19 protein-coding genes are annotated in these 20,839 nt (G+C 70.2%); 5 read left to right on the plus strand and 14 right to left on the minus strand.

Translation table 11 applies throughout. From position 1 onward, the window contains the following. Positions 1-103 precede the first annotated feature (103 nt). The gene (locus tag M3Q35_RS24245) at positions 104-1,225 is read right to left on the minus strand and encodes a nucleotide disphospho-sugar-binding domain-containing protein (protein WP_273934671.1); all 1,122 of its coding nucleotides are present in this window, start codon (positions 1,223-1,225) and stop codon (positions 104-106) included. Between the two features lie 95 nt (positions 1,226-1,320). Between M3Q35_RS24245 and M3Q35_RS24250 the strand changes: the two genes are divergently transcribed. Continuing rightward, positions 1,321-1,902: a TetR/AcrR family transcriptional regulator gene (locus M3Q35_RS24250; RefSeq protein WP_273934672.1), complete on the plus strand. Its 582-nt coding sequence runs from the start codon at positions 1,321-1,323 to the stop codon at positions 1,900-1,902. On the opposite strand, the gene M3Q35_RS24255 is transcribed toward M3Q35_RS24250, so the two are convergent. Then, the gene (locus M3Q35_RS24255) at positions 1,899-2,189 is read right to left on the minus strand and encodes a hypothetical protein (RefSeq protein ID WP_273934674.1); all 291 of its coding nucleotides are present in this window, start codon (positions 2,187-2,189) and stop codon (positions 1,899-1,901) included. The two genes, M3Q35_RS24250 and M3Q35_RS24255, sit on opposite strands and share 4 nt — an antisense overlap. Continuing rightward, on the minus strand, positions 2,186-4,498 hold the full coding sequence (locus M3Q35_RS24260; protein ID WP_273934676.1) for a P-loop NTPase fold protein: 2,313 nt from the start codon (positions 4,496-4,498) through the stop codon (positions 2,186-2,188). The genes M3Q35_RS24255 and M3Q35_RS24260 overlap by 4 nt, the downstream gene beginning before the upstream one ends. A 55-nt stretch (positions 4,499-4,553) precedes the next feature. Here M3Q35_RS24260 and M3Q35_RS24265 point away from each other — a divergent pair, with 55 nt between their 5' ends. Then, positions 4,554-5,327, plus strand: coding sequence for a PIG-L deacetylase family protein (locus tag M3Q35_RS24265; RefSeq protein WP_273934678.1), 774 nt, complete (start codon positions 4,554-4,556; stop codon positions 5,325-5,327). Here M3Q35_RS24265 and M3Q35_RS24270 read toward each other — a convergent pair whose 3' ends face one another. After that, complete coding sequence (locus M3Q35_RS24270; RefSeq protein ID WP_273934680.1) at positions 5,328-5,852, minus strand: hypothetical protein; 525 nt, start codon at positions 5,850-5,852, stop codon at positions 5,328-5,330. 190 nt (positions 5,853-6,042) lie between these two features. On the opposite strand from M3Q35_RS24270, the gene M3Q35_RS24275 reads away from it, so the two are divergent. Next, positions 6,043-8,751, plus strand: a complete 2,709-nt coding sequence (locus M3Q35_RS24275; RefSeq protein ID WP_273934682.1) for an AfsR/SARP family transcriptional regulator — start codon at positions 6,043-6,045, stop codon at positions 8,749-8,751. Here the strand turns inward: M3Q35_RS24275 and M3Q35_RS24280 are convergent. After that, positions 8,744-9,418 (minus strand): phosphonatase-like hydrolase, encoded by a 675-nt coding sequence (locus M3Q35_RS24280; RefSeq protein ID WP_273934684.1) that lies wholly within the window; start codon positions 9,416-9,418, stop codon positions 8,744-8,746. The two genes, M3Q35_RS24275 and M3Q35_RS24280, sit on opposite strands and share 8 nt — an antisense overlap. Continuing rightward, positions 9,418-10,536, minus strand: a complete 1,119-nt coding sequence (locus M3Q35_RS24285) for a TIGR03364 family FAD-dependent oxidoreductase (protein ID WP_273934685.1) — start codon at positions 10,534-10,536, stop codon at positions 9,418-9,420. Before M3Q35_RS24285 ends, M3Q35_RS24280 begins: the two co-directional genes overlap by 1 nt. A gap of 95 nt (positions 10,537-10,631) precedes the next feature. On the opposite strand from M3Q35_RS24285, the gene M3Q35_RS24290 reads away from it, so the two are divergent. Then, positions 10,632-12,959, plus strand: coding sequence for a Tex family protein (locus M3Q35_RS24290; RefSeq protein WP_273944442.1), 2,328 nt, complete (start codon positions 10,632-10,634; stop codon positions 12,957-12,959). A gap of 30 nt (positions 12,960-12,989) precedes the next feature. Here the strand turns inward: M3Q35_RS24290 and M3Q35_RS24295 are convergent, their stop codons facing one another. The 6 genes from M3Q35_RS24295 to M3Q35_RS24320 all read right to left on the minus strand — a co-directional run bounded on the left by M3Q35_RS24295 (position 12,990) and on the right by M3Q35_RS24320 (position 16,571). Continuing rightward, a complete protein-coding gene (locus M3Q35_RS24295; RefSeq protein ID WP_273934687.1) occupies positions 12,990-13,412 on the minus strand; it encodes an SRPBCC family protein in 423 nt (140 codons plus the stop codon). Continuing rightward, a complete protein-coding gene (locus tag M3Q35_RS24300; RefSeq protein WP_273934688.1) occupies positions 13,409-13,729 on the minus strand; it encodes an ArsR/SmtB family transcription factor in 321 nt (106 codons plus the stop codon). The genes M3Q35_RS24295 and M3Q35_RS24300 overlap by 4 nt, the downstream gene beginning before the upstream one ends. 113 nt (positions 13,730-13,842) lie before the next feature. After that, entirely contained in the window at positions 13,843-14,475 is a 633-nt protein-coding gene (locus M3Q35_RS24305) for a DUF4328 domain-containing protein (RefSeq protein ID WP_273934690.1), read from the minus strand. 77 nt (positions 14,476-14,552) lie between these two features. Next, positions 14,553-15,125: a DUF4328 domain-containing protein gene (locus M3Q35_RS24310; protein ID WP_273934692.1), complete on the minus strand. Its 573-nt coding sequence runs from the start codon at positions 15,123-15,125 to the stop codon at positions 14,553-14,555. A gap of 73 nt (positions 15,126-15,198) precedes the next feature. After that, the gene (locus M3Q35_RS24315) at positions 15,199-15,780 is read right to left on the minus strand and encodes a DUF4328 domain-containing protein (protein ID WP_273934694.1); all 582 of its coding nucleotides are present in this window, start codon (positions 15,778-15,780) and stop codon (positions 15,199-15,201) included. Positions 15,781-15,812: 32 nt separating this feature from the next. Beyond that, entirely contained in the window at positions 15,813-16,571 is a 759-nt protein-coding gene (locus tag M3Q35_RS24320) for a GntR family transcriptional regulator (protein WP_273934696.1), read from the minus strand. A 25-nt stretch (positions 16,572-16,596) separates the two neighbouring features. Here M3Q35_RS24320 and M3Q35_RS24325 point away from each other — a divergent pair, with 25 nt between their 5' ends. Further along, complete coding sequence (locus tag M3Q35_RS24325; RefSeq protein WP_273934698.1) at positions 16,597-17,043, plus strand: pyridoxamine 5'-phosphate oxidase family protein; 447 nt, start codon at positions 16,597-16,599, stop codon at positions 17,041-17,043. 23 nt (positions 17,044-17,066) lie between these two features. Here M3Q35_RS24325 and M3Q35_RS24330 read toward each other — a convergent pair whose 3' ends face one another. Beyond that, positions 17,067-19,673, minus strand: a complete 2,607-nt coding sequence (locus M3Q35_RS24330) for a bifunctional acetate--CoA ligase family protein/GNAT family N-acetyltransferase (protein WP_273934700.1) — start codon at positions 19,671-19,673, stop codon at positions 17,067-17,069. A gap of 4 nt (positions 19,674-19,677) precedes the next feature. After that, positions 19,678-20,826 carry an acetoin utilization protein AcuC gene (locus M3Q35_RS24335; RefSeq protein ID WP_273934703.1) on the minus strand — a complete coding sequence of 383 codons (1,149 nt, stop codon included), beginning with the start codon at positions 20,824-20,826 and terminating at the stop codon, positions 19,678-19,680. Positions 20,827-20,839 lie beyond the last annotated feature (13 nt).

Genomic DNA, 20,839 nt, shown 5'->3' on the forward strand with positions numbered 1-20,839 from the left:
CGTCGGGACGATCCTCGGTAACTCCGGTCGCTCACACATGTCCCACGCACCCCCGTGCCGATCGAGTCGAGTGTGGGTGACACGAGCGGTAACGCGGGTCGGTTCAACCCCGAACGAAATCGGCCAGCCGCGCGGCCACCTCCGGCGGCGACGGCATGGCCGCGACCTCGGCGGCGACCTCGGCCGCGGCGGTGCGGAACTTGTCCTCGGCGAGCAGGTGGTTGATCACCCCGGCGTCGAGCTCGTGCTCCTCCACCTGGAGGCCGACGCCGCGGTCGTGCACGGCGGCCGCGTTGATGTGCCGGTCCGCGCCGCTGGGCGCGACCAGCTGCGGGACGCCCATGGCCAGCGGCGTCATCGCGGCGCCGGCGCCGCCGTGATGGATGAGCAGGGAACTGGTGGCCAGCAACGAGTTCAGCGGCACCCAGCCGGCCGCCCGGACGTTCGGCGGCAGCGGGCCGAGGCCGTCGAGGTCGACCTTGTCGCCCAGCGCCAGCACGAATTCGGCGTCGACGCCCGGCGCCGCCTCGATGATCCGCTCGACCGGGCCGAGGCCGTTCATCGAGGGCGCGACCGTGCCGAGGGTGACCGCGACGCGTGGCTTGTGCGCCTCCGCCAGCCAGGACGGTTCGACGCCGCCGCCGTTGTACGGCACGTACCGCATCGGCCACCCCTCCGGCTCGGCCATGCTCGGCGGCGCGACATCGACGTAGGCGCGGCGTTCCGGCAGGTCGACGCCGTACTGCTCGAACCCGTCGGCCATGTGCTCGCGGAACGTCTCGGCCAGTTGGCCGCCGCGCAGGAAGCCGAAGCCGTGGCCGACCCAGGGCACGCCCAGCTTGGCCGCCGCGACCAGGCCCGAGCCGCCCATCGCGCCTTGGAGCACCACGTCCGGGCGGAATCGCTCGGCCGCCGCCATCGTGCCCGGCAGCAGGGGGCGGGTCAGCCACGGGAGGATCGCCCCCACCTCGCGGACGTCCGTGACGCGGCGATTGGCCAGTTCGGCGAAGCGTTCCGGGTCCTGCCGGCGGAGCTGTTCGAACTGGTCGCGGACGTTGCTGCCGGGCAGCGCGTCCACCACCGGCAGGCCCGCGTCGGCGACCGCCAGGCCGTCACTCGACGTGACGACCAGCACGTCGTGTCCGGCCGCGCGCAAAGCCCAGGTCAACGGCACCATCGGGAAGACATGCCCCACGCCGGGGGCCGAGACTACGAGAACACGCACGAGGACTCCCCCATAGAGAACGAAACGTTTTCTATCTCCACGGTAGCCTCGGGCGTTAGAGAACGCAACGGACTCTATTCGAACGGACGGGTGGCGTGGATCACCGCAAGGGGCCGCGGCGGCGCGGCGACGAGCTCAACAGGGCGATCTTCACTGCCGCCTTGGACGAGTTGGTTGAGGTCGGCTACCAGCGCCTGACCATGGAGCGGGTCGCGGAGCGCTCCCGCACCAGCAAGGCTTCCCTCTACCGCCGTTGGCCCGGCCGCGCCGAGTTGATGATGGACGCCATCCTCAACGTCTTCCCCACCGTCGAGGAGCTCCCCGACACCGGCGACCTCCGCGCTGACCTCCTCGCCGCCCTCCGCGCCATGGCCGATGCGCTCAACAGCCCCCTCGGCGTCGCCGTCCGCTCCGTCATCGCCGAGCTCGACGCCGTCCCCGGCGCCCTCACCTTGCACCGCGAGCGCTTCGTCGAGCGCCGCAACCAGCTCATGCTCGACCTCATCCAGCGCGCCGTCCTCCGTGGCCAGGCCCGCCCCGCCGCCCTCACCCCCCGCGTCGCCTCCGTCGGCCCCGCCCTCATGCGCGACCACTTCCACACCCACAACGGCCCCATCACCGACGACGTCATCCTCGCCATCGTCGACGAGGTCCTCGTGCCCTTGATCAGCGTCTAGCCGACCTGCCCGCCGCAACACGACCGGATCAGGGCCGGGGTCAGTTCCGTCGGCGCGTCCGTGAGGAACCGGCGCACGGTCGGTTCCAGGGAACGCAGCGGTTCCGGGATCTCGCCGTCGGCCTTGATCACCTCGATCAGCTCGGGATCGCGTTCCAGGTGGCCGGCCAGCAGGGGCCACCGGATCAGGATGATCGTCCACAGCGCCAGCGGGTCCGTGCCCACGGTGGTGCTCTCCATCGTGCGCAGGATGCGCAGCACGCTGTACGTGTTGACGAAGCGTTTCATGCCTCGGGGTTGGCCAGCAGCAGCGGGGCGAACTTCTGCAGCGTGTGCTCCGTCGCCTCGCTCACCTCCGGCGCCGACATCTTCGTGACCGCGTCGGAGATCACCGCCTGCCTCGCCGCCGGGCTGGCGTTGTCCAGCGCCTCGAGCACGTCTCCCTCGGTGCGGCCGCTCACCACTCGGGCGCGTACCTCTTGGACCTCCTCCGTCAGCTCTCTTCGCGCCGCCGGGGCGATGCCCAGCAGCGTGTCGAAGTAGCCCGATTGGACCTGCGTTCCCATTGCCGGCATCGGCACGCTCAGCTGGAACAGCTTGTCCAGGAACAGATGCCCCAGCGGTCGGCCCGGTTCATCCACCGCCCCTTGGAAGTTCTCGTACGTCTTCTCGTACGCCCTGCGCAGCCACGCCCCGTCCGCCGCCACCACGAAGTTCGCCGCCCGCGGGATCCTCCCCGTGCCCGCCGGGGCGTCCCGGACCAGGTTCTGCACCGCTTCCAGGATCGCCACCACGAACTTCTCGTCGCACCGGTCCAGGTCGTCGATGAACAACACCACCGGTTTGCGGGAATGCTCCACCAGCCAGGCGAAGTGCTCGGTCACCTCGTGCATCGGGTTCGTGTGCGACTGCTCGAACAGCCGCGCACCCCGGGCCGAGTTCCACAGCAGCAGGCGGCTCACGACCTTCCCCGCCGACCACAACACGGCCAGCGCGGCCAGTCCCCCCGCCACCGCTTTGCCGTAGTCCCCAAAGTCCTTCGGTGTCAACGGAATCGGCCCCAGCAGCATCACCACCCCGACGCCGAGCAGCACCAGCACCAACATCGCCAGCAGATAAGACGCCCCGGATCTCCTTATCCGGGCCACCGTCTCCCTGATCCTCAGCCACCATTGCCGCCGGCCGATCAGCTGATCGCGCATGCAGGTGATCAACGCCCACCAGGGCGGTTCCACGCGCGCATACCGCCAGGCATTGAACATCACGACGTTCGTGCCGTGCAGACGGTCTTGCAGGAGATTCAGCAGGCTCGTCTTGCCCGCTCCCCAGGGCCCATCGAGGTGGATCAGGAAGGACACATCTGGTTGCTCCTGCTGCGCCTTCCGTAACCGATCCGCCAGGACGCCCGCCAGCGGCGTGCGGTTGAGCCGGTCGACCCGCGCCGGCATGTCATCGGCCCAGTCCACGTTCTGCCGGGGCTGCCTGGTGATCTTCCGCAGCCGCCCCTCGGCCGCCAGCCGTTCCTGCTCCTCCTCCCAGAGCAGCAGTTCGTGAGCATAGGAATGGACCAACGCGTGCAGCCGATAGTCACCGGCGAGCATGTTCTGTCTGACGAGCTCGTCGAGTGCGTCAGTCGCGGTGTTCGGGGGCAGGTCGACGAGCGCGGCGGCCTCTTCGACCGTGACCTGACCACCGGGATGCAGGCCGAGAAACCTGAACAGCCGCGCCGCGTTGGCCGAGAGGTGCTGGTACGTCCAGGAGAACGCGGTCTCCACCGAGATCTCGCCGAACTCTCCGGCCCCGACCGCCGCCAACTCGGTCGCCAGCTCGGCCAGCGGCCGCTTGCTGTCCGCCGCACGTGCGCCCACGATCCGAAGGGCGAGCGGCAGACCCGCGCACTCGTTGATGATGGTTGCCACCGCGTCGGGCTCTGCGTCCGTCCGGTCAAGGCCGAGCACCTGATCCAGCAGCTCTCGCGCCAGATCAGGACTCATCGGGTCGACTCTGAACGCCGAGACACGGGAGGTGGCCAGGGTCAGTTCGCTCAGCGACTGGCGGCTGGTGACCACCAGTCGACAGTCGCCGGATCCGATCACCAGCGGCAGCACCTGCTCGGCGGCGGCCACGTTGTCAAGGATGATCAGCAGCCGTCTGGAGCTGACCAGGGTGCGGAACTGACTCGCACGAGCGTCCAGATCGGCTGGCAGCTCATCGGCGGTGACCCCGAGGGAGCGCAGGACCAGTCCCAGTACCTCGGCCGACGAGAGCGGCGTGCCGGCGGCCGAATACCCCCGCATGTCGACAAAGATCTGGCCGTCCGGGAACTTGCCGGCCATCCGTTCGGCCCACATCACCACCAGGGCCGTCTTGCCCACACCGCCCATGCCCTGGACCACGCACATGGTCGGCCCGCCGGCCTCGGTCAGCCGGTCGAGAGTCCTGAGCTCGTCCTGCCGCCCGACGAAGTGGGCCGGCATGGGCGGGGTCTCTCGCGGCACCAGAGCAGGCCCGCCTCGGAACGACAAGGCCTCGATCCGGCCGGCCTGGATGACCTGGCCGCTGACTTCGCCGCTGATGAAGTTGTGCGGCTCCGCCATTTCGGTCTCCTTCTCCGCGCGATCCGTACAGGATGGCACCGGGAGGTCGCCGAGGATGACGGTTCGGACAGTGCTCGGAGTTTTCGCCCATCCGGATGACGAGTGCACGAGTGCGGGCGGGGTGTTGGCCCTGTATTCGGACGCGGGCGTCCGCGTGGTGCTGGTGTCGTGCACGAACGGGGAGTTCGGGGATGACGTGGGCGGGGTGAAACCTGGGGAGGCGGGGCACGACCGACGGCGGGTGGCGGAGGCGCGGAGCCGGGAGCTGGATGCCGCGTGCGGGAGGCTCGGCGCGCAGACCGTGGAACGGTTGGCATATCACGACTCGGGCCTGCCGGGCTGGGCGAAGTGGGCCGACACAACGGTGTTCAGCGCCGTAGGGGTCGAGGAAGTAGCGGCGAGGGTGCGAGTCCTGCTGGCCCAGTACCGGCCGGAGGTGGTTCTGACGCACAACCCGGACGCGGGCCACGAGCACGTGGATCACCGGCACGCGGCCGCCGCGACGGCGCTGGCGGTATTGCCGGAGACCACGCTGTACTTCGGGGCGCACGGGGCGAAGCGGGCCGAGCAGCTGAGGGAAGCGCTGGGACGTAACGGGATCGAGCGGCCGAAGCCGGACGGGGAGCGGAAGCGGGTACTGGAGCTGATCGAGCAGCGGATCACCACCCGCATCGAGCTGGGACCGTACGTGCACCGCAAACGCCAGGCGCTGTTCGAACACCGCAGCCAGCTCACCAGCTCCGCCGCCGCCCAGCTGACACCTCAGCAATACGAACAGGTCTTCGCCACCGAGACCTTCATCCGCGTGCAAGGGGACATCGAGCTGTAGTCAGGAGGCTCGCAGTCGGGCCTTCACCTGATCCCGGAACTGCTCGAAGCGGGCCCGGTCGGTGTCGACGACGTTGAGGATGTCCATCACTTCCTCGGTATCGGCCGGATTCCCGTGCAGCAGCTCGCGGTAGAACAGCCACAACCCGGCCCTGGCAACCTCCTGGGCCCGCACCTCCAGGTCCGGTCGGCCCGCCTCGATCTCGCTGTGGTGGGTGTCGCCGTTGACGATCTCGCTGATCAGCAGGAGCACATCACGCCGAGCCGCCGCCGACAGGTCGTCGGTCAGCGCGGCGCAGAGCACCGACACCAGCGGCACCGCCGCCTCGAACAGGTTGGACTGCACGACCACCCCGTTAACCAGGCAGCCGGTGTGCCGGTCAGCCTCCTCGGCAGTGGTCGCGGCGACCAAGCCCGCCACCGCCGCGGGCACCTCGGCGGCCGTGCCTTGGCCCGCGACGAGCGACCCCCAGTCGTGGCGGCTCAACTCGATCGACACAGCGGACAACACGATGCCCTCTCCCATTCTCGAACCCACTGGCCGGACACCCGTGCCACAAGGAGTAACGAATGGGGTCCCGACGCGGGCCCTCGCCGGGTCTCGGGCAGCCGCGACCACATCAGGTCACCGAGCACGCCGAAACTCCACCCCATCGCTGTCACGTCGGCATCGTAAGCACATCGGCCGGGAACGTACCTCGCTATATTCGGACGTGATGGAACTACGGCTGCTGGGGGCGGTGAGCGCACACGTCGGGGGCGACGTGGTGGCGCTGGGGCCGCGGCAACAGCGGCTGGTGCTGGGGCTGCTGGCGTGGGAAGTGAACCGGCCGGTGGCGGTGGAGCGGCTGGTCGACCTGGTGTGGCCGGAAGGCCCGCCGAGGAGTGCGCCGCACGCGGTGAAGGTGGCGGTGTCGAACCTGCGGGCGATCCTGGCCGACGACGGGGACATGACGATTGCCACGGAGAGCGCGGGATACGTGCTGCGGGCGGATCCGATGAGGATCGACGCGAACCGGTTTCTGGACGGGGTGGCGCGGGCGAGGCTGGCGCCGAATGACGTGGCCAAGCTGGGACTGCTGGATCGGGCGCTGGAGCTGTGGCGGGGGCCGGCGCTGGCGGAGGCGGCACAGGAGACAAGAGAGCGGCTGTGCGGAGGCCTGGAAGAGACGCGGCTGGTCGCGATCGAAGACCGGGTGGATGCGCGGCTGCGGCTGGGACAGCACAACGAAGTGCTGGGGGAGCTGACGACGCTGGTCGAAGATCACCCGACCCGGGAACGGCTGGTGGGGCAGCTGATGCTGGCGCTGCACCGGGCGGGCCAGTCGACGAAAGCGCTGGAGCTGGCGAGGAAGACACGGGCGAGGCTGGCGGACGAGCTGGGGATCGACCCGGGAGCGGAGCTGCAACGGCTGGAAGTGGCGGTGCTGCGCAACGATCCGACGCTGGATCCGCTGCCGCCGCGAGAGCCGGAAGAGGCGCTGCCGGCGCACCGGACAAGGCTGATCGGCCGTGATCGGGATGTGGCGGACGTGGTGGAGCGGGTTGGGAAAACCCGCCTGGTGACGCTGACGGGCCCGGGCGGCGTTGGCAAAACGCGGCTGGCGCTGGCGGCGGCACGGGAGTTGGAGACGAGCTTCGCCGACGGCGTCACGGTGGTGCCGCTGGCCCCGGTCCGCGACCCGAGCCTGGTGCTGCCGACGATCGCGACCAGCCTGGCCATCAAGGACCTGACCGGGGTGTCGCTGCGCACCACCGTGCAGACGTACCTGCGGGACCGAAATCCGTTGCTGCTGCTGGACAATCTGGAACACCTGCTGGACGCCGGCCCGGATATCAGCTGGCTGCTGGACGCCGCGCCGAGGTTGACGGTGCTGGCGACCAGTCGTGCGCCGCTGCGGTTGGGCGGGGAGCAACTAAGGCCGGTGCAGTCGCTGGACCGGCACGCGGCCGTCGAGTTGTTCACCGAACGCGCGCAGCAGGCCGGGGCTGCCGACGACCTCGACGCCGAGACGGTCGACGCGATCTGTGAGCGGGTGGACCGCCTGCCGCTGGCCATTGAGCTCGCGGCGGCCCGAACCCGGCTGCTGTCGCCGAAAGCGTTGCTGGAACAGCTTTCCTACTCCCACGACCTGCTCGCCGACGGTGCACGGGACCTGCCGGCGCGGCATCAGGCGCTGTCGGCGACGATCGCCTGGAGCTACGACCTGTTGACGGCCGACGAGCAGGCCATGCTGCGGGCGACCTCGGTGTTCGCCGGCGGTTGGACCGCGCCCGCCGCAGCCGAGGTCGCCGACCTGGACCTGACCACGACGCTGAGGCTGCTCGGCGCGCTGCTCGACGCCAGCCTGATCGTCCGCGACGGCGACCACCGCTTCACCATACTGGAGACGGTCCGCGGCTTCGCCCTGGCCACCGGCAATCTGGACCAGCTGCGCGAACGCCATGCCGCGTATGTCGAGGGCTTCATGCGGCAGGCCCGGTACGGAGTCGACGGGTCGGACCAGCGGGCATGGTTCGTCCGGTTGACCGCCGAGCAGGACAACCTGCGGGTGGCCATGCGCCGGCTGCTCGACCGGGGTCAGTTCACCCGCTGCGCCGCCATCCTCGACTTCCACCCGCTCTGGCTGGTCGGCGGCAGCTTCCGGGAGTACCAGCAGTGGGCAAGGGAGATACTGGCCGACAGCGACCAGGCCGGTGTGCTCGCCCACTACGCGTACACGGTGACCGGCCGGGACCTGGCCGAGGTGGCCCGGCTGACCGACGATGCCGTTGCCAGGGCCCGGCTCGGCGGCGATCCCGAGGTGCTGGCCTCGGCGCTGTGCCGGCGGGCCCACATCGGGATCTGGTCCGAGGACTACGCCCTGTCCCACGCCACCTTCACCGAGGCCGAAACCGTGCTGCGGCACCTGGACTGGCCGAGCACCCATGGCGGCGTACGGGCGCTGCGGGCCAATATGGACTTTCAGCTGGGCCGGCGTGAGCAGGCCGAACGCGAGCTGATCGCGTTGGAGGCCGAACGCCGCCGGGCCGGCGCGCCATGGGACCTGGGAGTGATCCTGTTCTGGCGGGCCGTCATCCTGACCTGGCGAGCCGAGTGGGCGGCGGCCGAACCGATGATCCGCGAGGCGGTCATGATCCTCGAGCCGGTCGGCGCACCCCTGATCATGGTGCACGGACTGATCTATCTCACGGCCATCGCCGCGCGCCGGCGCGATCCGGCCCGGGCCGCCCGCCTTGGTGGGGCCGTTGCCCCGCTCGCCGACCAGTTCAGCCCGGGGATGATCAGCCGTTCGGTGACCCGGATGTTCACGAGCGGATTGGCCACGGCCCGAGACGCCCTCGGCGCGCAGTCCTACGACACCCTGTTCGCCGAGGGCCGGGCCATGAACTGGCGTCAGACCGTGGAACTGGCCCTCAGCTGAGCAGGGCCGGCAGGTCCCGCACCGACTCCAACACGTGAGTTGCTCGCACCGCCTCGAATTCCGACCGGGTCGAAGCCCCGGTGAGCACGCCGGCGGCGATGGACGCGCCGGCCCGCAGGCCGCTGACCACGTCGGACGGGGTGTCGCCGACCACGGCGACGTGCCGGACGTCGTCGATCCCCAAGCGCAGCACGGCCGTGAGCACCATGTCGGGGAACGGCCGTCCGCGACCGGCATCGGCCGGCGTGAGGGCGATGTCGGCCAGGTCGGACCAGCCCAGGGCGGCGATGATGGCGTCCTGGGTGGGACGGGCGAAACCGGTGGTCAGTGCGACCTTCACGCCGGCGGCCCGCAGATCCTTGATCGCCTGTTCGGCCCCGGGGATCGGCTCGCAGTGCCCGGCCTCGACCAGTCGGCCATAGGCGGCCTCGAAGGCGGAATTGGCCTGCTGCGCCTCGGTTTCCGGCAACAATGCCCGGAACACGACGATCTTGGACTGGCCCATGGTCGCCCGCACGTGGTCCAGCATCGCCGGGAACCGATCGTCCGATGTGGACACTCCGACGGCCCCGACGGCCTCGGCGAAGGCGCGCTCCACCAGGCCGTCGTCGGCGACCGTCGTGCCGGCCATGTCCATTACTGCCAATGTTATCCCGAGGTTGATCATTACAGTCCAGCCTCCACGAAAGTGCACTCGGCGATGGCCGGCGAGCAGGTCATGCCCCGGCCACCGGGTCCGGTGATCAGCCAGGCGTTGTCGGCGATCGCGGCCCGGTGCACGACCATCGCCGGATCGGTGTGCTGCGCGTACACGCCGGCCCAACGCCGGCGGATCGGCGGAAGTGCCCGCCCCAACAGGGATTCCGCCACGGTGACGAGGTGCCCGTACGGTGCCGAGTCGACGTCGAAGGTGAACGGCTCGTCGTACTCGTGGGTGTCGCCGATCGTCAACGAGCCGTCAAGTCGTTGCACCATCAGGAGTTGCATCTTGTGCTCGACGGCAACGGCCGACTGGGGCTGCTCAGCATTCAGCGCATCCAGTGCGGCACCACGATAAGCCGGGTAGTACCGGAAGCTGTCACCGTCAGCGATGGACGTGGTCAGCCGAGAATCCAACGGATCGGTCTGCATCATCTGCAACCGAACCCGCCGCACCGGCACCTCGCCGACGATCTCCCGCACCAGCCCGCCGAGCACCGCCCCCGTGCACAGCAGCACCAGATCCGCCTCGTGCACATCGCCGTGATCATCGCGTACGCCATGAGGTAGCAACGCCCGAACCTCACGCCCCGGCAGCCAGCTATACCGCCCAGACGCCACTAAGTGTTGCCGCAGCGCGGGTTGCGCCACGCGGGGTTCAACCGCAGCGTCCCGCTCACACAGCAAGCCGCCCAGCATCTCCCCACGCAGGGCCGGGTTCACGGCCCGAACCTCGGCCGGCGTCAACAACTTCAGACCACGCTCGGCGGCATCATCACGGGCCACCACCTCCGAAGCGACCGCCAGCTCCAGCGGCGTCCGCAGCGCGGTCAAGGAACCGTTGGCCCGGAAGCCGATGCCGTCGACCTGACGGCCGATCTCCTCCCACAGCTCACGGGCCCGCTGCGCGGTCGCCAACTCCTCGCCGGGCGCGCGGCCGCCCACCCACACCAGGCCGAAGTTGCGCACGGACGCGCCCCTGGCCTGCTGTTCTCGTTCGATCTGAAGGACTTCGTGGCCGCGTTGCACGGCCTGCCATGCGTGCATCGTCCCGAGCACGCCTCCGCCGACGACCAGTACTCGCACGGGCCCGACCGTAGCATGGACTAGAGCAGTTACCAATTCGTTATCCCAGGGCGGATCGAAGCCGATACCACCCAGACGGCAGAATCGACGCCGTGATGTCCATTGAGCAGAGGATCGCCGACGAGCTCGGCGTGCGGGACGGGCAGGTGACCGCGGCCGTCGGCCTGCTCGACGGCGGTTCGACGGTGCCGTTCGTCGCCCGCTACCGCAAGGAAGCAACCGGCGGCCTTGACGACGCCCAGCTGCGCACCCTGGAGGAACGCCTGCGCTACCTCCGGGAGATGGAGGAGCGGCGCACCGCGATCCTGGAGTCGATCGCCGAGCAGGGCAAGCTGGACGACGCGCTGCGCGAGCAGATCATGGCCGCCGACTCCAAGGCCCGGCTGGAGGACATCTACCTGCCGTACAAGCCGAAGCGGCGGACCAAGGCGCAGATCGCCCGCGAGGCCGGGCTGGAGCCGCTGGCCGACGGCCTGCTGACCGACCCGACCCAGGACCCGCAGGCGACCGCCGCGAGTTACGTGGACGCCGAGAAGGGCGTGGCCGACGCCGCGGCGGCGCTGGAAGGCGCGCGGGCCATCCTGGTCGAGCGCTTCGGCGAGGACGCCGACCTGATCGGCGCGCTGCGTGAGCAGATGTGGACCCGTGGCGCGATGGTGTCCAAGGTCCGCGACGGCCAGCAGGAGGCCGGCGCCAAGTTCAGCGACTACTTCGAGTTCTCCGAGCCGTTCACCAAGCTCCCGTCGCACCGCATCCTGGCCATGTTCCGCGGCGAGAAGGAGGAGGTCCTCGACCTCAGCCTGGAGCCGGAGGAGCCGGTCGAGGGCCAGCCGTCGGACTACGAGCTGCGCATCGCCGCCCGGTTCGGCATCGACAACCAGGGCCGCGCGGCCGACAAGTGGCTGACCGACACCGTGCGCTGGGCCTGGCGCACCCGCATCCTCGTGCACCTCGGCGTCGACCTGCGCGGCCGGCTGCGCCAGGACGCCGAGGACGAGGCCGTGCGCGTGTTCGCGGCCAACCTGCGCGACCTGCTGCTGGCCGCGCCGGCCGGCACCCGCGCCACCATGGGCCTCGACCCGGGCTTCCGCACCGGCGTGAAGGTCGCGGTCGTCGACGCCACCGGCAAGGTCGTGGCCACCACCGCGATCTACCCGCACCAGCCGGCCAACCGCTGGGACGAGTCCCTGGCCACGCTGGCCAAGCTGTGCGAGCAGCACAAGGTGGAGCTGGTCTCCATCGGCAACGGCACGGCCTCCCGGGAAACCGACAAGCTGGCCGCCGACCTGATCAAGCTGCGGCCCGAGCTGAAGCTGACCAAGATCGTCGTCTCCGAGGCCGGCGCCTCGGTCTACTCGGCGTCCGCCTTCGCCTCGGCCGAGCTGCCGGACATGGACGTGTCGCTGCGCGGCGCGGTGTCCATCGCCCGGCGGCTGCAGGACCCGCTGGCCGAGCTGGTCAAGATCGACCCGAAGTCCATCGGCGTCGGCCAGTACCAGCACGACCTGGCCGAGGCCAAGCTGTCCCGGTCGCTCGACGCCGTGGTCGAGGACTGCGTGAACGCCGTCGGCGTCGACCTGAACACCGCGTCCGCGCCGCTGCTGACCCGGGTGTCGGGCATCGGGGCCGGGCTGGCCGAGAACATCGTGCAGCACCGCGAGGCCAACGGCCCGTTCCGCTCCCGCGACGCGCTCAAGGGCGTGGCCCGGTTGGGCCCCAAGGCGTTCGAGCAGTGCGCGGGCTTCCTGCGCATCCCGGGCGGCGACGACCCGCTGGACTCCTCCAGCGTGCACCCCGAGGCCTACCCGGTGGTGCGGCGCATCCTGACCGCCAACAACCTGGCGCTGACCGAGCTGATCGGCAACAGCGGCAAGCTGAAGGCGATCAAGCCGGCCGAGTTCGTCGACGACAAGTTCGGCCTGCCGACCGTCACCGACATCCTCAAGGAGCTGGAGAAGCCCGGCCGCGACCCGCGCCCGGCGTTCAAGACGGCGACCTTCGCCGACGGCGTCGAGAAGCTTGGCGACCTGAAGCCGGGCATGGTGCTGGAGGGCGTGGTCACCAACGTGGCCGCGTTCGGCGCGTTCATCGACATCGGTGTGCACCAGGACGGCCTCGTGCACGTGTCGGCGATGTCGAAGACCTTCGTCAAGGACCCGCGGGACGTCGTCAAGTCCGGTGACGTGGTGCGGGTGAAGGTGCTGGACGTGGACATCCCGCGCAAGCGCATCTCGTTGACGCTGCGTCTGGAGGACGAGCCCGAACGCGGCGGTTCGGCCGCACAGAACAAGGGCGGCGGCGGTCAGCGCCGGCCGGACCAGAACCGTGGCGGCAAGCGGGGTGGCGGTCAGCCGCGCCGCGAAGAGCGCCCGGCCAGCGGTTCCATGGCCGACGCGCTGCGCAAGGCCGGGTTCGGCAAGTAGTGCCCACAGCGGGGTAGTCGCCTTCGGCGGCTACCCCGCCAGGACCTTGGCCAGCGTGTCGAGCTGGCTGGTCACGCCCTGCTCACGCCATTCCGGCTGCTCCATGTCGTCCAGGAACGCGCCCTGCTCGGCCAACACCAGCCGCGTGCCGCCGCCGTCGGCGATGAACTCGACGGTGGTCTGCGAAACCGTGGACAGCTTGTCCCCGTCGTGCAGCGTCGCGCTGTAGACGATCCGCTCGCCGTCGACGATGTCCCGGTACGTGGCCTCGAATCGCAACTCGCCGCCGCGGGCGATTTCCGTGCCACCGACCCGGAAATCCAGCTCGTGCTGGTGGCCGGGAGCCATCAGCCAGCTCGCTTTCGTTGCCGGGTCGGCAAAAGCCGCGAAGACCTTGGCCGGCGGCTGCGGGTAGGTCCGGTCGATGGTGAACGTCGAATGCTTGACGGTCATGGCTTCTCCTCCAATACGTCGGCGAGCCGGTCCAGCTTTCGTTCCCAGGCGGTGCGGCGTTCGTGCAGCCAGTCCTCGGCCGCCCGCAGCCCCGCCGGGTCGATCTGGCAGGTGCGGACGCGGCCGACCTTCTCCGTACGGACCAGGCCGCACGCCTCCAGCACCTGAAGGTGCTGCACCACCGCCGCCAGCGTGATCGGCAGCGGCTCGGCCAGCTCACTGACCGAGGCCGGGCCGCGGGTCAGCCGGTCGACCAGCGTCCGTCTGGTCGGGTCGGCCAGCGCCTGGAACACCCGGTCCAGCTCATGGTTAAGCACACACTTGAGTATCGGCGCGTTCAACACTCAAGTCAAGGCTTAAGTGTCTGGGCAAGATCAAGGGACCGAACCTCACGTTGAACGTCAGTAAGGGGCCCTTCCTGACATGCCCGTCAGGTCGCGGTGGACGGCGCGGTCGCTGCCGCGGTCTGCATCGCTGTGATTCGTCGGACCAGCAGAATCGCCATGACGGTCGTCGCGGCCTCCAGCACCGTCATCACGATCCACAGCGACAGCGTCGAGTGCAGCGTGTACCGCTGCACGTGGTACTCGACGATCTCGCCGCCACGGGTCACCCACGAGTAGGTGTTGAAGTAGCCGTGGCCGGCAATCTCGGTGATCAGGAACAGCAGCCACCACAGCGTGACGAACCGCCGCGACGACCGCCGCCAGCCCGAGCTCGCGTCGGCCACGTTGGCCACGACCAGCGCCGGCAGCACGAAGTTGGCCAGCGGCACGAACCAGCTGCCGATCGTCCAGCCGCGCTGCCAGCGCATCTTCCGCGGCGCGACGATCACTTCGGCATTGCCCCACGCCTGCCAGAGCCAGGCGATGAACAACCCCGCCGCGCCGGCCAGCACCAGCGCGTCCACCGCCATGAACACCATGGTGACGACGGGATTCTGAACCCTGAAGTCGGACTGCGTCGCACCGACATGCACCACGGCGCTCAGGCCGATGGCCACCTGAACAAGACTGGCCAGACCACCGTTGGGGCGAACCACCGCCGGCTGCTCATACGTCATTCTCGTCCCCTCCCCGCCGGCAACCGTACGCCGGAAAACCCGGTGGGGAGGGGCAAATCAGCTGTCGGTCCGGCGGGTCACACCGGGGAGACGCGCTGCCACTTGCTGATGCGCAGGATGATGACGATGGCCAGCACGGCGGCGGCGATCTCCAGGACGGTGGCGACGACGGCCACCGGGATCCGGTCGGCCACGCCGCGGTCGAGCGCGGGCACGAGCTTGCTGGCCAGCCAGGTGATCCACCAGGCCATCACCAGGCGCTCGCCGCCATGGCCGTCGGGCGCGCTGGCCCGCCACACATCGCTCACGTACCGCGCGACCCAGGAGAACCGGGCCCAGTAACCGCGCTGCCGCGGCGCGAACCGCTGACCGGCGACGAGATGGACGTTGGCCCGGGCCCGCCGCACCCACACGATGAACACGACCGCGGCGGCGATCAGCGCGACGACGTAGAGCAGGATGTACAGCAGGGCCAGCTGGACGCGCCCGCTGACCACCGCGATGGTGCGCAGGCCGGCGAGCAACGCCACCAACCCGATCAACACCGACGCGGCCATGCCCAAACCGCCGACCGGCTGCCAGCCGGTGTGGCCACGCCGGTAATCGGCCGACATCGGCGCGCCGAGCGGCGGTCTGTGATTCGACTCCACGACTTCCCCCTTCGGGCATGAAACCCCGACCCGGAGGGCACAGTACAGCCGAAAAGTCACGGATCAACCCCCGTTATGTGCGGGGCAGCGCCTGCCAGTCGCTGATTTGCCGCACGACCAGCAGGGCGAAGACGCCGGAAGCCAGATTCAAGGCGCACGACAAGAGGAGCGGGGCCACGTCGACAATGCCGACCAGCGTGATGAATCGGGTGAAAAGCCACGAAACCGCGAAAGTCATCCACCACCACACGACCAGCCCGTCGCGAAGGCAGCCGCGATCGGGGGCGCTGGCCCGCCACACGTCGACCACCACCTGGTACGGGAACCAGAGGTTGACCACCGGGCAGAACCAGGAGCCGATGACCCACTCGCGGGTCAGCCGCTGGCCGTGCGGGCCGACGAGCAGTTCGGCATTGGCCCGGGCCCGCCACAGCCACCCGATGAACGCCACGCCGGCCAGCACGAACAGGCCGGCGTTGATCCACAGGACGACGTCGTCCACCGTGGCGGCGCCGGCGATGTCGGCGGCGGTCTCCACGATGTCGGTGACGAGCACCAGCGCGATCAACACCGAGGCGATGAGCGCCGGCCGGCCGACGGCACGCCAGTTCTTGGGCAGGCGCCGACGTGCCGGCGGCGCAACCGTTCTGCTCACAACACTCCCCTGTCGACCCCGGGGAAACGACGTCACAGATTCAGCTGCGTTATGAAGCTGAAACGGTCACCGCGATACAGAGATCGCACACGCTCGATCGGAACACCGGCTTCGTCCCTGGTCAGCCGGTGCAGCAACAGCATGGGGACGGCCGGATTGGTGCCGATGAGCAGCGCTTCCCGCGGGGTGGCCAACACCGTCTCCACCCGTTCCTCGGCCTGCGCCAACACAATACCCGCCGCCTGTGTCAAATAGGCGTACAACGAGGTGGCCGGATCGAACTCCGACAACAGATCGGGAAAGCGACGGGCCGACAGATAGGTCGATTCCAGCCCGATCCGCTCCGAATCGGCCAGCAGCACCCGCTCGATGTGCAGCGCCGGGTCGCCCGGCGCGATGGCCAGGTCCTCGGCCAGCCGGTCGTCGGCGGCCATGTGCTCGGCCGTGACGAGATAGCGGCTCGGCTCGACGCCCTGGCTGCGCATGCCCTCCGTGTACGAGACCAGGGCCAGCGGCTGCACCAGCTTGGGCGGCGCGACGAACGTGCCGGCGCCCTGCCGACGCACCAGCCGCCCCTCCAGCACGAGCTCGCTCACGGCCTGCCGGAACGTCACCCGCGACACCTCGAACCGTTCCGCCAGCTCACGTTCCGACGGCAGCGCCACGCCCTCGCCGAGCTCCTCGATCAGCCCGAGCAGCCGCGTCTTGACCGCGTAGTACCGCGGCACGCGCCCGTGCTCCGGGATGCCGGCGCGAACGGGTTCCCCTGCGCGATGCGACGGCGTTGGCATGGCTCACCACCTTAGAGTGGGTCTCGTGGAGATCAACGAGGGGTTGCGCCGGATCACCGAGCTGGCCAGTCGCGAGCACTGGCTGGCCGTCCTGGTCACCTTGCGCGCCAACGGAAAGCCCAGCACGTCCGTGCTCAACGCGACAGTCTTCCCGCATCCGGTCACCGGCGAGCCGACGGTGGCGTTCGTGTCCCGTGGCAACACGGCCAAGCTGGCCAACCTGCGCGGCGGCGGCGAGGCGACGCTGGTGTTCCGGGCCGGCTGGGAGTGGATCTCGGTGTCCGGCCCGACCGAGATCGCCGGTCCGGACGACGAGCTGCCCGGCGTCACCGACCTGCCGCGGCTGCTGCGCGACATCTACCACGCGGCCGGCGGCCAGCACGACGATCTCGACGAGTACGACCGCGCGATGGCCGAGGACCGCCGCGCGGCGGTGTTCGTGAAACCGGTGCGGTTCGCCACCAATCCCTGACCGCTACTCCGAAACCGCGCCAGCTACTCGGATACAATCTGTCTCAGCCGGCGGGGGCCGGTGTCGGGTTGCGACGGCGGCTCGCCGACGGTGATCCGCGCGGAACTCACATACGCCCCCGCCGCCGAGGCCAGCACCGGTTCGAGCACCAGTTGCCGCACCTCGGGCAGGTCCTCGGCCAGCGCCGACAGCCGCAGCGCCAGGTCTTCCAGCGCGGCCAGGTCGGCGGGATGCCCGCCGCGATAGCCGGCCAGCAACGGGGCGGCCTTGGGCGCGCGGACCAGCGCCGCCGCGTCCACGTCGGTCATCGGCACGGCCCGGTAGGCCCGGTCGCCGAGCAGGTCGCTGACCACGCCACCGAGCCCGAAGCTGACCAGCGTGCCGAAGGACGGGTCGTCCTGGAGCCCCAGCTGGCAGGAGACACCCTTGGGCGCCATGCGTTGCACGTACATCTCGGTCGACCCGGAGACTTCGACCAGGTCCTGGTACGCCGCGCGGACGGCCTCCAGGCTGCCCAGATCCAGCCGTACGCCAAGGAAATCCGTACGGTGTCGAAGTTGCTCGCTGGTCGACTTGAGCACCACCGGGAAGCCCAGCTCCTCGCAGGCGGCCACGGCCGAGTCCACAGTGGACACCGTGCGGAACGGAACGACCTCGATGCCGTAGCAGGCCAGCAGAGCCACCACGTCCTCGTCGCTGGACGTCTTCAGCACCAGCTCACGGGCCCGCTCGGTGTCGATGCCCTCCGGCCGCAGGAACTCGCCGCGCGGCCGGGACCGCCACTGCGCGTACCGCGTGGTGCGGGCCAGCGCCGACACGGCTCGTTCCGGGCTCGGATAGGACGGCACGGAGCCGCGCGACGGCGACCCGTCCGGACCGGGCACCGCCAGCTCGTCCGGCACGCCCTCGACCGCCAAAAACGTTGTCACCACGGGCTTTCCCGTGGCGGCCTCGCGCAGCGCCTTGGCGTACGCGGCGGCCGGCATGGCGATCGGCGGCACGAACACGACCACCAGCGCGTCCACGTCCTCGCACCGCGCGGTGGACCGGACGGCCTCGGCGAACTCCTCCGGCCCGGCGTGCGCACCCACGTCGACCGGCTCCCGCGCCAGCTCCAAACCCTGCGCCAGCAACGCATCCGCGGCCAGTAGCCCGATGGCGTTGGAGTTGCCGACGACCGCCACCCGCGGCCCGGCCGGCAGCGGCTGGTGCGCCAGCAGCAGAGCCGTGTCGAACAGCTGCCCCAGCGACTCGACGCGGATCACGCCGGTCTGCTCGAACAGCTGCTGCACGCTGGCCTCGTCCACCGCGACCGTGCCGGCGATACCGGTGTTGATCGCGTGCCGACCGGTCTTCACGGCCACGATCGGCTTGCGCCGCCCCAGCCTCCGGGCCAGCCGGGCGAACTTGCGCGGATTGCCGAACGACTCCAGGTACAGCAGCACGACATCGGTGTCGGGGTCGTCGGCCCAGTACTGCAACAGGTCGTTGCCGGAGACGTCGGCCCGGTTGCCGGCCGACACGAACGTCGACAACCCGAGGCCACGCTCCGCCGCCGTGGCCAGAATGGCGATGCCCAGCGCGCCGGACTGGCAGAAGAAGCCCGTACGGCCACGCCCCGGCAGCTTCGGCGCCAGCGTGGCGTTCAACCGCACCTCGGGATCGGTGTTCACGACGCCGAGCGCGTTCGGCCCCACGACGCGCATCCCGTGCGCCCGCGCCTGCGACACGAGCCGCCGCTCGGCCTCACGGTCCATCACCGTCGACACCACCAGGAGCGCCTTCACGCCCTTGGCCAGGCAGGCGTCCAGCACGTCCTCGATGCCGGCGGCCGGGATCGCCACCACCGCCAGGTCGACGTCGTCGGGAATGTCGAGCACCGACGCGTACGACCGCACGCCGCGCACCGAGCGGTGCTCGGGGTTGACCGGGTACACCGGCCCGGCGAAGTCGGCCACCAGCAGGTTGGTCAGCACCGCGTGGCCGACCTTGGCGTGGTCCGTGGACGCGCCGATCAGCGCCACCGAGCGCGGCGTGAGCAGGTTGCGCACGCTGCGCGCCTCCGCCGCCTGCTCACGGGAGCGCGCGACCGCCACCGACTGCGCCGTCGGGTCCAGCGCGAACTCCAGGTGCAGCGTGCCCTCCTCGAACGACCGCGCGATCTGGTAGCCGGCGTCGCGGAACACGCGCACCATCTGGCCGTTCTCGGCCAGCACCTCGGCCACGAAGCGGGTCAGCCCGCTCTCCCGCGCCGCCGCGGCCAGGTGCTCCAGCAGGATCGACCCCAGCCCACGGCCCTGGTGCGGGTCCTCGACCACGAACGCCACCTCGGCCGAGTCCGTGTCGTGCAGCCGGTCGTAGCGGCCGACGGCGACGATGTCGTGCCCGAGCATGGCCACGAAGGCCACCCGGTCGCAGTGGTCGACCGTGCTGAACCTCTCCAGGTCGCGCTGCGGCATCCGCGGGTACGGCCCGAAGTAGCGGAAGTAGCGGGTGCGCTCGGACAGCCGGCCGTGGAAGGCCAGCAGCCGGTCCGCGTCGTCCGGGGTGATCGGTCTCAGGTGGACGGTGCCGCCGTCGGACAGCACGACGTCGGCCTCCCACTGCCGCGGGTAGTCGTACGGGTCCACGGCTTCAGTCTCTCGGGTCGTCGGGGTCGAGCCCGAACAGCGGGAACGCCGCGCGGCGCGTGCCGAGCACGGCCATGTCCACCGGGTCGCCGCCGCCGCCGGACCAGCGTTGGAACGCCGTGCCGCCGCCGTCGGTCATGTCCGGCACACCCAGCCGCTGCGCCCAGTCCCCCGGCAGCGCCGTCTTCACGGGGATGTCGCGGTCCAGCGCCGTGGCCAGCAGGTGCGTCCAGGACCGTGGCACCACGCGCCGCAGCTGGTAGCCGCCACCGCCCACGGCCAGCCAACGGCCGCCGTGCTCGATGGCCAGCTCGCGCAACGCCTGGTAGATCGCACGGTGGCCGTCCACCGTCAACCCGAGGTGGGCCAGCGGGTCGTCCCGGTGCGTGTCCACGCCGCACTGCGTCACCAGCACCTGCGGCCGGAACGCGCGCAGCAGCGACGGCACGACGGCGTGGAACGCACGGAGCCAGTGCTCGTCCGTGGTGCCCGGGGGCAGCGGCAGGTTCACCGACATGCCGTACGCGTCGCCGGCGCCCAGCTCGCGGGCGTAACCGGTGCCGGGGAACAGCGTGGCCGGGTGCTGGTGCAGGGAAATCGTCAGCACGCGCGGGTCGTCGTAGAACGCCGCCTGCACGCCGTCGCCGTGGTGCACGTCGGTGTCCACGTACGCCACGCGCTCGATGCCGCGGTCCAGCAGCCGGTCGATCGCCCCCACGCAGTCGTTGTACACGCAAAAACCGGCAGCCGAGTCCCGCATCGCATGGTGCAGGCCGCCGCCGATGTTGACCACGCGGTCCGTCTCCCCCGACAGCAGCAGCTCGGCCGCGGCCAGCGAGGAGCCCAGCACCAGGCTCGCCGCCTCGTGCATGCCGGCGAACACCGGGTTGTCCGGTGTGCCGAGGCCGTGGCCGACGTCCACCGGCGACTCCGGCGCGGCCTTCACCGCCGCGATGTACTCGGCCGAGTGAACCCGTAAGACCTCGTCCTCGGTGGCTCGGGCCGGTCTGACCGGCTCGATCCCGTCCAGCACGCCCAGCGCCCCCGCCAGGCCCATGGTCAGGTCCAGCCGCACGGGGTTGAGCGGGTGATCGGCCCCCATGTCGTAGCCCAGCAGCGTGTCGTCCCACACGACTCCGGCAAGCTTGCCCATGACCACAAGGTAG

Origin of the sequence: Kutzneria chonburiensis (genome assembly GCF_028622115.1) — a bacterium.
Taxonomy (GTDB): domain Bacteria; phylum Actinomycetota; class Actinomycetes; order Mycobacteriales; family Pseudonocardiaceae; genus Kutzneria; species Kutzneria chonburiensis.

What these genes read in the sequence shown, in the direction of transcription:
- M3Q35_RS24320 (WP_273934696.1), bottom strand. Translation starts at nt 16,571, where the DNA reads ATGCCAACGCCGTCGCATCGCGCAGGGGAACCCGTTCGCGCCGGCATC.
- M3Q35_RS24270 (WP_273934680.1), bottom strand. Translation starts at nt 5,852, where the DNA reads ATGGGAGAGGGCATCGTGTTGTCCGCTGTGTCGATCGAGTTGAGCCGC.
- M3Q35_RS24260 (WP_273934676.1), bottom strand. Translation starts at nt 4,498, where the DNA reads ATGGCGGAGCCGCACAACTTCATCAGCGGCGAAGTCAGCGGCCAGGTC.
- M3Q35_RS24275 (WP_273934682.1), top strand. Translation starts at nt 6,043, where the DNA reads ATGGAACTACGGCTGCTGGGGGCGGTGAGCGCACACGTCGGGGGCGAC.
- M3Q35_RS24295 (WP_273934687.1), bottom strand. Translation starts at nt 13,412, where the DNA reads ATGACCGTCAAGCATTCGACGTTCACCATCGACCGGACCTACCCGCAG.
- M3Q35_RS24290 (WP_273944442.1), top strand. Translation starts at nt 10,632, where the DNA reads ATGTCCATTGAGCAGAGGATCGCCGACGAGCTCGGCGTGCGGGACGGG.
- M3Q35_RS24265 (WP_273934678.1), top strand. Translation starts at nt 4,554, where the DNA reads ATGACGGTTCGGACAGTGCTCGGAGTTTTCGCCCATCCGGATGACGAG.
- M3Q35_RS24255 (WP_273934674.1), bottom strand. Translation starts at nt 2,189, where the DNA reads ATGAAACGCTTCGTCAACACGTACAGCGTGCTGCGCATCCTGCGCACG.
- M3Q35_RS24280 (WP_273934684.1), bottom strand. Translation starts at nt 9,418, where the DNA reads ATGATCAACCTCGGGATAACATTGGCAGTAATGGACATGGCCGGCACG.
- M3Q35_RS24305 (WP_273934690.1), bottom strand. Translation starts at nt 14,475, where the DNA reads ATGACGTATGAGCAGCCGGCGGTGGTTCGCCCCAACGGTGGTCTGGCC.
- M3Q35_RS24335 (WP_273934703.1), bottom strand. Translation starts at nt 20,826, where the DNA reads ATGGGCAAGCTTGCCGGAGTCGTGTGGGACGACACGCTGCTGGGCTAC.